The sequence below is a fragment of the Pseudochelatococcus lubricantis genome (genome assembly GCF_042432495.1).
Lineage (GTDB): Bacteria > Pseudomonadota > Alphaproteobacteria > Rhizobiales > Beijerinckiaceae > Pseudochelatococcus > Pseudochelatococcus lubricantis.
The window spans coordinates 554438-567374 of record NZ_JBHLXC010000006.1; the positions used below are offsets into that span (position 1 = coordinate 554438).

Here is a 12937-nt window from a genome sequence, read left to right on the forward strand (position 1 = left end):
CCCGAAATCGGCGGTGCTACTAAAGGCAACGGGAGTCAGAAATTGTTGCGCTCGTGATAGGTGCGCAGGAACGACTGGATGCGCGCATCCTCGGGATGGTGCAGGATGCGATCGGGGATATCCACGCTGACCAGTTCGCCCTTCTCCATGAAAGCCACCTTGTCGGCGACATGCGCGGCAAAGCCCATCTCGTGCGTCACCACGACCATGGTCATGCCCTCGCCCGCGAGCGTCTTCATGACATTCAGCACCTCGCCCACCAGTTCGGGATCCAGCGCGGAGGTCGGCTCGTCGAACAACATCAGCCGTGGTTCCATGGCGATGGCGCGGGCAATCGCCACGCGCTGCTGCTGGCCGCCAGACAGGCGCGCGGGGTGGTTCGTCATCCTGTCGGCGAGCCCCACCTTCGTCAGCGCCTCGGCGGCGCGTTCATGGGCCTCGGATTTCGACATGCCACGCACACGGATCAGCCCCTCGGCCACGTTCTCCCTGGCGGTCATGTGCGGCCACAGGTTGAACTGCTGGAACACCATGCCGATCGAGCGCCGCATCTCGCGCAGCCTGCGGCCGGACATCTTCTTGCCGGGCGCTTCATAACCGATCAACTGGCCGTCGATACGGATTTCCCCCGAGTCGTATTCCTCAAGGAAGTTGATACACCGCAGCAGCGTGGACTTGCCCGAACCCGAAGGCCCGATCAGGCAGTTCACCTTGCCCGGCTCGATCACCAGGTCCACATCCTTCAGCGCATGGAAGGGACCGAAATGCTTGTTGACCTTGCGAATCTCGACGGATGACGCGGCAAGCATCTTACGTCCTCTCGATCAGATGTTTCGTGACGTGCGTTTCGAGCCTGCGGCCAACGCGCGAGATGGCCTCGACCAGCGCCCAGAAGAACAACGCCAGCACCAGATTGGCCTCGACATAACGGAAAGTCTCGGTCGACATGCGCTGGACCTGATACATCAGCTCAGGCACCGTGATGATCGACAGGATCACGGTTTCCTTGGTCAGGATGATCGAGAAGTTGACCAGCGCCGGCAGCGACGAGACGAGGCCGAGCGGCAGCAGGATGCGGCGCACAATGGCAGGCTCGGACATGCCGATGGCGCGGGCGGCCTCGATCTGGCCGTGCGGCACGCCGCGGAAGCCCGAACGGAAAATCTCGGCGAAATAAGGACTGCCGTAGATCGTCAGGCCGAGAAGCCCTGCCGGCAGCGCATCGAGCCGCAATCCGATCAGCGGGCCGCCGTAATAAAGGACGAAGAGCTGCACGAGAAAGGGCGTGCCGCGGATGACCTCGATATAGACCTGGATGATCCAGTTGAGCCAGCGCGATCCATAGCGCTGCAGCAGCGCGATGACCAGCCCCAGCGCCATGCCGAAGACCGTGCCCAGAAGCCAGCACAGGACCGTGTTGCCAAAACCCTTCAGCAGCGCCGGGCCGTATTGTTGCAGGATGCTCCAGTCCATCAGACGGCCGTCCTGTGTTCGAGGTAGCGCCCCAGTGCCGCAAGGCACAGGTTGAGCAGCAGATAGCAGCACGCAGCCGCGATATAGACTTCAAGCGGGCGGAAGGTGGTCGCGGCCTGCGCCTGGCTGGCGCGGGTGATCTCAAGAATACCGACGACCGAAACCAGCGACGACGCCTTGACAAGCAGAATGAGTTCGTTGACGAGGGCGGGCAGCGACAGCGTGAACGCCTGCGGCAGAATTATGCGGGCCCAGACATCGCGCGGGGTCATGCCGATGGCGACCGCCGCTTCCGCCTGGCCCTTCGGCAAGGCCGCGATCGCGCCGCGCCAGATTTCCGAGATATAGGCGCTGGCGCAGACGCCCACCGTGATGACGGCGGCGGCGAGCGCCGGCACGTCGAGCCCGATCACCGGCAGCGCGTAGTAGAACACCAGCAGTTGCACCAGCAAAGGCACGCCGCGCAGGAAACTGACCCAGAGCGCCGCAAAGCGGTGCAGCCAGCGGTAGGGCGACAGCCGGGCCGCGCAGATCAGCGTCCCGATCACCAGCCCGAGCGCGATACCCAGCACGGAAATCAGCACCGTATAGCGCGCCGCCCAGAACAGCGGCCAGAAACTTTCGAGGAAAACCGGAATCGAGAACATGCGCCCCTCGCCTTGGGCCGGAGGACACGGGCGGGGCAGGCCCCGCCCGCAAGCGACTTACTTCGTCGGAACCTCACGCGGCAGCTCGGTATAGCTGCCCAGCCATTTTTCCTGGATGGCCTTGACGCGGCCGTCGTCGGTCATCTTCAGCAGCGCGCTGTTGATGGCTTTGACAAAGCTGTCGCTATCCGCATCCTTGCGCAGCACCCACGCGAAATAGGTCGGCTTGCCGAACGAGGCAGGCTCGAACAGCGCGAAGGTCTCCGGGCGGTTCTTCACGAGATAGGTCAGATTCGGCAGCGAGCCCGCGACGGCGTCCAGACGGCCGGCGGCGAGGTCGGCGTATGCCTCGTCGGTCGTGCCGTATTCCTTGACGGTGACGCCGCCGAGTTCCTTGCCATAGGCCTCAAGCTGGCGGAACTGCGCCGTGCCCTGCTGAACGCCGACAGTCTTGCCCTTGATGTCTTCGGGCTTTTTCAGCTTGTCATTCCTGGCCGACTTGACCAGCGAGACGGTCGCATCTGCGATCGGCAGGGAAAAGGCATAGCGCTCAAGCCGCTCGGGTGTAATGGTCACGGGAGCGATCACGATGTCGAATTTCTTGACCTCAAGACCCGGCAGTTCGGCCGTCCACGGAATGTCCTGATAGAGCGGCGCGACTCCGATTTCCTTGCTGACCTCATCGAACAGGTCCTTGGTCATGCCCTGATATTCGCCGTTCACCAGCATGTCGAAGGGCGCGTAGTGCATGTCGGTGGCGGTGACAATCTTACCAGCCGACTTGACGGCCGCCAGTTGATCGGCCATGGCCGGGACGGTGAGGCCAAGGGCCGCGATGCCGAATACGGCGGATTTGAGCATTCTCATAATGGTCATATCGTTCTCCTCAGTGAATTGGCTTCATTGTTGTGCATTTGGACGCGCGCCGCAGCTAATCAGCGGCGCGCGCCGAAGTCAAAGGATACCCGGCAAGTTGAGGTTGTACTCGCGCGCGCAGTCGATGGCGATCTGATAGCCTGCGTCGGCGTGACGCATCACCCCGGTGGCGGGATCGTTCCACAGCACCCGGGCGAGACGCGCATCGGCATCCTCGCTGCCATCGCAGCAGATGACCATACCGGAATGCTGCGAGAAGCCCATACCGACGCCGCCGCCATGATGCAACGACACCCATGTCGCACCCGAGGCGGTGTTCAGCAGCGCGTTCAGCAGCGGCCAGTCGGAAACGGCGTCGGAGCCGTCCCGCATTGCCTCGGTCTCGCGGTTGGGCGAGGCGACGGAACCCGAATCGAGATGGTCGCGGCCGATCACGACCGGCGCCTTCAGCTCACCCGTCCGCACCATTTCGTTGAACGCGAGGCCGAGCTTGTGGCGCAGGCCCAGGCCGACCCAGCAGATGCGGGCGGGCAGTCCCTGGAAGCTGATGCGCTCCCTCGCCATGTCGAGCCAGTTGTGCAGGTGCGGATCGTCGACGAGTTCCTTTACCTTCCGGTCCGTCTTGTAGATATCCTCCGGATCGCCCGACAGCGCCGCCCAGCGGAAGGGGCCGATGCCGCGGCAGAACAGCGGGCGGATATAGGCGGGCACGAAGCCGGGAAAGGCGAAGGCGTTCTCAAGCCCTTCCTCAAGCGCCATCTGGCGGATGTTGTTGCCGTAGTCGACGGTCGGAATGCCCTGCGCGTGGAAGGCCACCATGGCCTCGACCTGCACCTTCATCGAGGCGCGGGCTGCCCGCTCGACGCCTTTCGGATCGGTTTCCTGGCGCTCCCGCCATTCGGCGACGGTCCAGCCTATGGGCAGATAGCCGTGCACCGGGTCGTGCGCCGAGGTCTGGTCGGTGACGATGTCCGGCCGCACGCCACGCCTGACCAGCTCCGGGAAGACGTCGCCGGCGTTGCCGATCAGCGCCACGGATTTCGCCTCGCCCGCCTTGGTCCACCGGTCGATCATCGCCAGCGCCTCATCGAGGCTTTGGGTCTTTTCATCGACATAGCGGGTGCGCAGGCGGAAATCGGCGCGGGTCTCGTCGCATTCGACGGCGAGGCAGCAGGCGCCGGCCATCACGGCGGCGAGCGGCTGGGCGCCTCCCATGCCGCCGAGCCCGCCGGTGAGGATCCATCTACCCTTCAGACTGCCGTCATAGTGCTGGCGGCCAGCCTCGACGAAGGTCTCGTACGTGCCCTGCACGATGCCCTGCGAGCCGATGTAGATCCACGAACCCGCGGTCATCTGGCCGTACATCGCCAGCCCCTTCCGGTCGAGTTCGTTGAAGTGATCCCAGGTCGCCCAGTGCGGCACGAGGTTCGAGTTCGCGATCAGCACGCGCGGCGCGTCCTTGTGGGTGCGGAACACGCCCACAGGCTTGCCGGACTGCACCAACAGCGTCTCGTCCGCTTCCAGCTTCTTCAGGCTCTCGACGATCAGGTCGAAGTCCTTCCACGTCCGCGCGGCGCGGCCGATGCCGCCGTAGACGACCAGCTCATGCGGCTTTTCAGCCACGTCGGGATGCAGGTTGTTCATCAGCATCCGCATCGGTGCTTCGGTCAGCCAGCTTTTCGCGGTGATCTCGGGACCGGTCGGCGGAAAGATGTCGCGGGTGTTGTGGCGTGGGTCGTCCATATCTCGCTCCGATGGTCAGGCCAGCATGTTGCCGGAGATGATGTTGCGCTGGATTTCGCTGGATCCCTCGTAGATCCGCATGATGCGCAGATCGCGGTTGATCCTCTCGATGGGAAAGTCGCGGGTAAAGCCGTAGCCGCCGTGCAGTTGCAGCGCGGTGTCGGCGATCCTGCCCGCCGCCTCGGAGGCCGCGAGCTTCGCCATGGACGAGGCAAGCGAGAAACGCCCTCCCCGCTCATGGGCCTGCTGGCGCTGGCGGGCCGCATCCTGCGCCAGCAACAGCGCGGAGCGGTAGGCCACGCCCATGTCGGCGATCATCCAGCGGATGCCCTGCCGGTCGCTGAGCGGCTGACCGCCGATCACGCGCTCCCTGGCGTAGGCGATGGCGGCCGTCATCGCCGCCTCGGCCATGCCCAGGCACTGGGCCGCGACCTCGATCCTGCCGTTGTCCAGCACCTGCATAGCGGTGCGGAAGCCCCTGCCCTCCTCGCCAAGCAGCGCGTCCGCAGGAAGGTGGCAGTCGATGTTCAGCGTAAAGACATGGCCGCCCTTCAGCCCCATGGTCCTTTCCGCCGGACCGGCCTCAAGCCCCGGCGTGCCCGCGGGCAGGATGAAGGCGGAGATGCCGCGGTGCGCCTTTTCCGGATCGGTGACGGCGTAGAGCACGATGAAATCCGCCACGCCGCCATTCGATATGAAGCATTTCGCGCCCGTGACATGCCAGCCCGTTTCCGTCCGGCGGGCGCGCGTCTTCATGTCGGCGGGATCGGAGCCCGCGGTCGGCTCGGTCAGCGCAAAAGCGCCGAGCGCCTCGCCGCTTGCCGCGCGCGGCAGCCATTCCCGCTTCTGCGCCTCGGTGCCGCCGAGCAGGATCGAGTCGGTCGCCAGATAATGAGCCGTCAGCGCCGATGCCGTCGACCCGCAGGCTCCGGCGACGATCGCCACCGCCCGCAACAGCGCGGGGGCGGAAATGCCGCTGCCGCCGTATTCCTCCGGCAGGTTGGCGCCCATCATCCCCGCCTCGCCGAGCAATCCGAGCTGCTCGTGAACGAAGGCGGCGGTTTCGTCGGTTTCCCAGGCGCGCGGCGCTATCCGTTCGGCGCAAAGGCGGCCCAGCACCTCGCAGAACAGCCGTTCCTCGTCGGACAGCATGGTCCAATCGTCGTTCATGCGGTTCTCTCCAGTCCCAATTCCTGCAGGACGGCTTCAATATCGCCGCCCAGGCGGGGCGCGGCGTTCGCCGCCACGGGCTTCTCGCCGTCAAAGCGCACGGGCTGGCCGACTGCGGGGACCTGCCCCAGCACGGGGTGCGGCAGGCGGCTCACCAGTTCCCGCGCCTCCGCATGGCCGCTCGCGGCTGCCCGGGCGATGTCCCAGATCGGCGCGGTCGGCAGACCGGCGGCCGACAGCGCGGCGACGGCCTCTTCGGTCGTCAAGCCGCGCGACCAGTTTTCGATCAGCGCCTTCAGCGCCGGTTCGTGGGCGGTGCGGCTCGAATCGCTGGCAAAGCGCGGATCTTCGGCCGCCTCGGGCGCGCCGATCAGGCCGGCCAGCGTCGTGAACTGCTTCGCGTTCAGCACCGCGATCACCACCTGCCCGTCCGCGGTCGCGAAGCAGCCGAACGGCGTGGACAGGGGATGGCGGTTCCCGACCCGTTGCGGCAGTTCGCCCGCGAAAAGATGCTGGGCGTGGCTCGTGGTCAGCATGGAAAACAGCGCGTCGTACATGGCGACATCGAGCGTGGCACCCGTGCCCGTCGCGTTGCGCTGCACGAGCGCGGCCATGATCGACCAGCTTCCGAACAGCCCGGCGATCAGATCGGCGATGCTCTCGCCCGTCTTGAGCGGTGCACCGCCCTCCTCGCCGGTTGCCGCCATGAGCCCCGACATGGCCTGCACGACGAGGTCATAGGCGGGCAGGTCCCTGAACGGCCCGTGCTGACCGAAGCCCGAAATCGAACAGTAGATCAGCCGCGGATTGGCCGCGCGCAGCGCCTCCGCCCCGAGTCCGAGCCGGGCCGCGACGCCCGGACGGAAGTTCTCGACGACCACGTCGACACGCGCGGCGATGGCCTGCGCAAGCGCCAGATCGCCGGGCTGCTTCAGGTCCAGCGCGAGGCTTTTCTTGCCGCGATTGTTCAGCATGAACAGCGCGCTTTCGCCATCCCTGAACGGCCCGACGTGGCGATAGTCGTCGCCGGCGGGCGGCTCCAGCTTGATGACCTCGGCTCCGAGATCGGCCAGCAAAGCGGTGCAATAGGGGCCCGCCAGCACACGGGAAAGATCGAGCACCCTGATCCCCCCAAGGGGTTTTTTCGATTGCGGCCCGCTCATGCCCGAAGCTCCGGTGCAAGCGCCGCAAGCCGCGTGAGGATCGCCCGCAACGTCACGCGCAGCCGGTCGGCTTTCGCCTCGTCATAGGCGAAGGGCGGGACCTCGGCCGCGAGATGCGTCGATTGCGCGAGTTCCATCTGGATCGCGTGGACACCCTCGCCCGGCCGGCCATACTGGCGCGTCGTCCAGCCGCCCTTGAAGCGGCCGTTGACGACCCACGTGCGGTCCGTCGCCGCGGCCTCCTCACGCACGGCGGCCTCGATCCGCGGATCGCAGCTCGCGCCGACATTGGTACCGATGTTGAAGTCCGGCAAGATGCCGTCGAACAGGAACGGAATATGGCTGCGGATCGAGTGGCAGTCGTAGAGGATTGCCACGCCGTGTTTCGCGCGCACCCGCCCGATCTCGGCCGCCAGCGCGGCGTGATAGGGCGCGTGGAAGCGCTGCCGCCGCTCGGCGATGTCCTCAGCGGTCGGCAGATCGGTCCAGATCTGCTCGCCGTCGAAATCGGTCACGGGAACAAGGCCGGTGGTATTCTGGCCGGGATAGAGGCTCGCGTCGTCCGGAGCGCGGTTCGCGTCGATCACATAGCGGTGGAACGTCGCCCGCACCGTGGTCGCGCCCGGCAACAGCCCTTCATAGAGCCGGTCGATATGCCAGTCGGTGTCGGCAAGGAGCTGACCGCGCGGGTTGAGCTTCGCGCGGATGTCTTCGGGCAGGTCGGTCCCGGTATGCGGCAGGCCGAGAATGACGGGGCTGTCGCCTGCGACGACGTCGACGGGAATCATGCGCGCACCTCTTCAAGCAATCTGGCGGGAACGGCACCGGTCAGCACGCCCTCCCGTACCAGCCGCGCGGTCTCCGCGAGATCGGCGGCGAGATAGCGGTCCTGCGCGAGGGCCGGCACGGTTTCACGCAGTTTGGCGATGACGGCCTGCAACGTGGCCGAGGTTTTCAGCGGCGCGCGGAACTCCACGCCAGCAGCGGCGCAGAGCGCCTCGATGCCGAGGATCTGCGCGAGGTTGGCGTTCATCCGCCTCAGACGCCGGGCGCCGTGGGCGGCCATGCTGACATGATCTTCCTGGTTTGCGGAGGTCGGTGTCGAGTCGGTCGAGCACGGGGTGGCGAGATGCTTGTTCTCGCTCATCAGCGCCGCGCTGGTCACTTCCGCGATCATCAGGCCGCTGTTCAGGCCGGGATCGGGCGTCAGGAACGGCGGCAGGTCGTGGTTCAGCGCCGGGTCCACCATCAGCGCGACGCGCCGCTGCGCGATGGCGCCGATCTCGGCGATGGCCAGCGCGATCTGGTCGGCGGCGAAAGCGACCGGCTCGGCGTGGAAGTTGCCGCCGGAGACGATCAGGCCGGCATCCGTCAGCACCAGCGGGTTGTCGGTGGCGGCATTCGCCTCCGTCTCCAGCGTTCGCGCGGCCTGCGCCAGCAGGTCGATGCAAGCCCCGGTCACCTGCGGCTGGCAGCGGATGCAGTAAGGATCCTGCACGCGGGTATCGCCCTCGCGATGGCTCTCGCGAATTTCCGAGCCTTCCATCAGGTTGCGGATCACGCCCGCCGCGAGGATCTGGCCGCGATGGCCGCGCAGGGTGTGGATTTCCTCAAGGAACGGCGCCGTTGAGCCCATGATCGCATCGGTCGACAGCGACGAGGTGACCAGCGCAGCGCGCGCCGAGGCGAAGGCGTCGAACAGCCCCGCGAGCGCGAAGGCGGTGGATACCTGCGTGCCGTTGATCAGCGCGAGCCCCTCCTTCGCCGCCAGCACGACAGGTTGCAGGCCGGCAGCGGCCAGCGCTTCCGCACCCGGCATCTCACGACCCTGATAAGTCGCCCGGCCTTCGCCCAGCATGGCTGCGGCCATGTGCGCGAGCGGCGCGAGATCGCCAGAGGCGCCGACCGAACCCTGTGACGGGATCACCGGCAGGACGCCCTCGGCCAGCATCGCTTCGATCAGCGTGATGACCTCCGGGCGGACGCCCGATGCGCCGCGCCCCAGCGACAGCAGTTTCAGCACCATGACGAGACGCACGGTCTCCGGCTCGACCGGCTCGCCCACGCCGCAGCAATGCGACAGGATCAGGTTGCGCTGGAGCGTCGCCGTGTCCTCTGCCCTGATCTTGATCGAGGCAAGCTTGCCGAAACCCGTGTTCACGCCATAGACCGGCGCGTCGCCGCTGGCGGCGGCCGCGATCCGGGCGGCCGAGGCGGCAATGCCGGGCCGGGCGCTGTCGGCCAGACGAACGGCCAGGCGACTGGCAAAGCCATGACGCCAGACCTGCTCCAACTCGGCAAGTGTGGTTTCGCCGGGGGTGAGGATCAGTTCAGACAAGTTCGCCTCCGACAACGCGGGCATGAAGGGGATTGAAACCGATGCGATAGGTCAGTTCGGCGGGATGCCGGACATCCCAGATGGCCAGATCGGCGCGCAGGCCGGGCGCGACACGGCCGCGATCCGGAAGGCCCAGCGCCCGCGCCGCATTGCGGGTGACGGCGGCGAGGCATTCGGCGGGCGTCATGCGAAACAGCGTCGCCCCCATGTTCATGGTGAGCAGGATCGACGTCAACGGCGATGTACCGGGGTTGCAATCCGTCGCCAGCGCAATCGCCACGCCGGCATCGCGCAACGCCTGCACGGGCGGATAGTGCGTCTCGCGCAGCGTGTAGAAGGCGCCGGGCAACAGCACGGCGACGGTGCCGGATTCAGCCATGGCATCGACGCCATCCTGGCCCAGATGTTCAAGGTGATCCGCCGAGAGCGCGGCGTGCCGCGCGGCCATGGCGGCGCCGCCAAGATCGGAAAGCTGCTCCGCGTGGAGCTTGACCGGCAGGCCGAGACCAGCGGCGCGATCGAAGATCGCCGCCATCTCCTCGCGTGAAAAGGCAATCCCCTCGCAGAAGCCATCCACCGCGTCGATCAGCCCTTCCGCATGGCCACGTTCCATGCCGGCGATCACGACGTCGCGGATATAGCCCTGACGGTCGTCCCTGTATTCGGGCGGCACGGCGTGGGCGGCGAGCCATGTCGTCTGCACCGTCACCCTGCGGGCCTCGCCGATCCGGCGGGCGACACGCAGCATCTTCAGCTCGCTGTCGATGTCGAGCCCGTAGCCGGATTTGATCTCCAGCGTCGTCACACCCTCGGAAAGCAGCGTGTCCACGCGCCGCAGGGCCGAGGCCAGCAGCGCCTCCTCATCCGCCGCGCGCGTTTCGCGCACACTGGACAGGATGCCGCCGCCAGCGCGCGCGATCTCCTCATAGCTCGCGCCCTCCAGCCGCATCTCGAACTCGCGGGCGCGGTCTCCGCCGAAGACGACATGGGTGTGGCAATCTATCAGGCCGGGCGTCACCAGCCGTCCGCCGAGATCCCGACGAGCGGCACCCGCATAGTCGGCCGGAATATCCGCCTCGGCGCCGACCCAGGCGATCCGCCCGTCCTCGATCGCGACCGCGGCGCGCTCGACAAGGCCGTAGCCCTGCGATGCGCCGCCCGCCGCTGCCGGGGACGAGTCGCCCATGGCAGCAACCGTGGCATTGCTGAGAATCTGCATCCCGTGCGCCTCCCGGCTTGTCGAAAAGTATTCTCGCGGCGGCACTGACGCCGCTCTTGACTGTGAGATAAGTCTAAACATAATCGACACTCTATGTCTAAACTTATTTTCCTGTTATGGATAAAATTGAAGCAACGCATGGCACAATTTGCGGCAAGGGGATGATGATGAAGGCACTCTGGGCGAAACACGCGCTGCTGCCGGACGGATGGGCGGAAAACGTAAGCATCGCACTGGATTCGGGCGGCCGGATCGGTAAGGTCGAGGCCGGGACCGCGCCAAATGGCCAGCAGGTGGACCTGTTGCTCCCCGCCATGGCGAATCTTCACTCCCACGCCTTCCAGCGCGCCATGGCCGGCCTGTCGGAGGCGCGCGGACCGGAACCGCGTGACACGTTCTGGACATGGCGGCGGATCATGTACCGCTTCCTCGACCACCTGACGCCCGACGACGTCGAGGCCATCGCGGCGCTCGTGCAGATGGAGATGCTGGAGGCCGGCTACGCCACCAATGTCGAGTTCCACTATCTGCATCATCGCCCCGGCGGCGGGCATTACGACAATCTCGCCGAGATGTCCGAACGCATCGCGGCGGCGGCGGCGAGGACCGGCATCGGACTGACGCTGCTTCCGGTGCATTACCAGTTTGGCGGTGTGGACCGTCGCCCGCTCGGCCCTGGCCAGAACCGCTTCGGCACAACGCCCGAGGAATTCCAGCGCCTGCTCGACGGCGCCGAGGCCGCGCTGCGCGCCCTGCCCGCCGACGCGGGCGTCGGTGTCGCGCCCCATTCGCTGCGCGCGGTATCGCCCGAAGCGCTGAAGCTGTGCGAAAGCCTTCGCCCCGCCCGCCCGCTGCATATGCACCTGGCCGAGCAGATCCCCGAGATCGAGGAAATCAGCGCCGCCTACGGCCGCCGCCCTGTCGAGTGGCTTCTGGACAACCACGCCCCCGACCGGCGCTGGACGCTGATTCATCTCACCCACATGACCGGGGACGAGACCCGTCGCCTCGCCGCGACCGGCGCGGTGGCGGGCCTTTGCCCGATTACCGAATCGAGCCTCGGCGACGGCATCTTCAACGGCACGGTCTGGAAGGACGCGGGCGGACATCTGGGCTTCGGCTCGGACAGCAATATCCGCATCTCGCTTGTCGAGGAGCTGCGCACGCTTGAGTACAGCCAGCGTCTGCGCGACACGGCCCGTGCCGTTCTGGCGGAGCCGGAACGCTCGACCGGGCGGGTGATCTACGAAGCGGGACTGGACGGCGGCGCTTCGGCCGCCGGCCGCGACACCGGCGCCATCCGCGAGGGGCTCTGGGCGGACCTCTGTGCCGTATCGCTGAACAATGCGGTAATGTTCGGCCGCAGGGGCGACGAGATGCTGGACAGCCTGATCTTCGCCGGCGACGACAGGCTGGTACGCGATGTCTGGGCGGCGGGACGTCACGTCGTTCGCGACGGGCGCCACGTGGAGCGCGACCGGATCGTGGCCGGCTATCTGGCCTGCATCGGCAAAGTGAGGGAGCAGATGTGACGGACAAGCAAGCAGGCGCGACCGTACCCAAGGCGCAAAGCATCGCCAACGAGGTACGGCGCCGCATCGTCGAGCGCGAATGGAGCCAGGGCGACAGAATCCCGGACGAGGCCGATCTGGCCACGGAGTTCGACGCCGCGCGGGCAACGGTCAACAAGGCGCTTCAACTGCTGGCGGACGAGGGCTTGCTGGACCGCCGGCGCCGTGCAGGCACGCGGGTCACCGTCAATCCGGTCCGCAAGGCCACGTTCTCGATTCCCGTCGTGCGCGAGCAGGTCGAGCAGGCGGGCATGGCCTACAGCCATCGCGTGGTGGCGCAGCGGCGCAGCCCCATCCCGGCGGAGATCGCAAACCGGCTCGACCTGCCTGAAGGCCGGATCCTGGTTCACCTGCGGGCCGTGCACTATGGCGACGGACTCCCCTTCCAGCTGGAGGACCGCTGGATCAATCCGCAGGCGGCGCCCGGACTGGAGCAGGCCGATTTTCGCCATCTGAACGCCAACGAATGGCTGGTGCGCAACGCACCCTATCTGCGGGCCGAGCTGACATTCTCGGCCGAGAACGCCGACCGCCGTGATGCGAGATTGCTGCAGACCCGGCAGGGGCAGGCACTGCTGATCCTGCACCGCACCACCTGGAACGATCTCGGCCCCATCACTACCGTGCGGGTGGCGTTCCGCCCCGGCCATCGCGTCAGCACGGAAAGCGGCCATGACCGGAGCAGTTGATCCGGGGACAGGCTCGCTGTCCGGGGAACCGCCGCGACCGCCCCCCAG

12 protein-coding genes are annotated in these 12937 nt (G+C 66.7%); 2 read left to right on the forward strand and 10 right to left on the reverse strand.

Features of this window, described 5'->3' with window-relative positions:
• Nucleotides 1-35: 35 nt before the first annotated feature.
• From ACFFJ7_RS13325 to hutI, 10 genes are all read right to left on the reverse strand, one after another.
• Nucleotides 36-809 (reverse strand): amino acid ABC transporter ATP-binding protein, encoded by a 774-nt coding sequence (locus ACFFJ7_RS13325; RefSeq protein WP_166950417.1) that lies wholly within the window; start codon nucleotides 807-809, stop codon nucleotides 36-38.
• Nucleotide 810: 1 nt separating this feature from the next.
• The gene (locus ACFFJ7_RS13330; RefSeq protein WP_166950415.1) at nucleotides 811-1473 is read right to left on the reverse strand and encodes an amino acid ABC transporter permease; all 663 of its coding nucleotides are present in this window, start codon (nucleotides 1471-1473) and stop codon (nucleotides 811-813) included.
• On the reverse strand, nucleotides 1473-2120 hold the full coding sequence (locus ACFFJ7_RS13335; RefSeq protein WP_166950413.1) for an amino acid ABC transporter permease: 648 nt from the start codon (nucleotides 2118-2120) through the stop codon (nucleotides 1473-1475). Before ACFFJ7_RS13335 ends, ACFFJ7_RS13330 begins: the two co-directional genes overlap by 1 nt.
• 57 nt (nucleotides 2121-2177) lie before the next feature.
• Nucleotides 2178-2996, reverse strand: coding sequence for a transporter substrate-binding domain-containing protein (locus ACFFJ7_RS13340; protein ID WP_377592931.1), 819 nt, complete (start codon nucleotides 2994-2996; stop codon nucleotides 2178-2180).
• Nucleotides 2997-3074: 78 nt separating this feature from the next.
• Nucleotides 3075-4739, reverse strand: a complete 1665-nt coding sequence (gene hutU, locus ACFFJ7_RS13345; RefSeq protein ID WP_377592933.1) for a urocanate hydratase — start codon at nucleotides 4737-4739, stop codon at nucleotides 3075-3077.
• 15 nt (nucleotides 4740-4754) lie between these two features.
• The gene (locus ACFFJ7_RS13350) at nucleotides 4755-5909 is read right to left on the reverse strand and encodes an acyl-CoA dehydrogenase family protein (protein ID WP_377592936.1); all 1155 of its coding nucleotides are present in this window, start codon (nucleotides 5907-5909) and stop codon (nucleotides 4755-4757) included.
• On the reverse strand, nucleotides 5906-7072 hold the full coding sequence (locus ACFFJ7_RS13355; RefSeq protein ID WP_377592938.1) for a CaiB/BaiF CoA transferase family protein: 1167 nt from the start codon (nucleotides 7070-7072) through the stop codon (nucleotides 5906-5908). The genes ACFFJ7_RS13350 and ACFFJ7_RS13355 overlap by 4 nt, the downstream gene beginning before the upstream one ends.
• Nucleotides 7069-7860 (reverse strand): N-formylglutamate deformylase, encoded by a 792-nt coding sequence (hutG, locus tag ACFFJ7_RS13360; RefSeq protein ID WP_377592940.1) that lies wholly within the window; start codon nucleotides 7858-7860, stop codon nucleotides 7069-7071. Before hutG ends, ACFFJ7_RS13355 begins: the two co-directional genes overlap by 4 nt.
• Nucleotides 7857-9410, reverse strand: coding sequence for a histidine ammonia-lyase (gene hutH / locus ACFFJ7_RS13365; RefSeq protein ID WP_377592942.1), 1554 nt, complete (start codon nucleotides 9408-9410; stop codon nucleotides 7857-7859). Before hutH ends, hutG begins: the two co-directional genes overlap by 4 nt.
• Entirely contained in the window at nucleotides 9403-10629 is a 1227-nt protein-coding gene (gene hutI / locus ACFFJ7_RS13370) for an imidazolonepropionase (protein ID WP_377592944.1), read from the reverse strand. Before hutI ends, hutH begins: the two co-directional genes overlap by 8 nt.
• 167 nt (nucleotides 10630-10796) lie before the next feature.
• Here hutI and ACFFJ7_RS13375 point away from each other — a divergent pair, with 167 nt between their 5' ends.
• Together ACFFJ7_RS13375 and hutC are read left to right on the forward strand one after the other, a co-directional pair.
• The gene (locus ACFFJ7_RS13375; protein WP_377592946.1) at nucleotides 10797-12161 is read left to right on the forward strand and encodes a formimidoylglutamate deiminase; all 1365 of its coding nucleotides are present in this window, start codon (nucleotides 10797-10799) and stop codon (nucleotides 12159-12161) included.
• On the forward strand, nucleotides 12158-12889 hold the full coding sequence (hutC, locus tag ACFFJ7_RS13380; RefSeq protein WP_166950396.1) for a histidine utilization transcriptional repressor HutC: 732 nt from the start codon (nucleotides 12158-12160) through the stop codon (nucleotides 12887-12889). The genes ACFFJ7_RS13375 and hutC overlap by 4 nt, the downstream gene beginning before the upstream one ends.
• The last annotated feature ends 48 nt before the right edge of the window (nucleotides 12890-12937 follow it).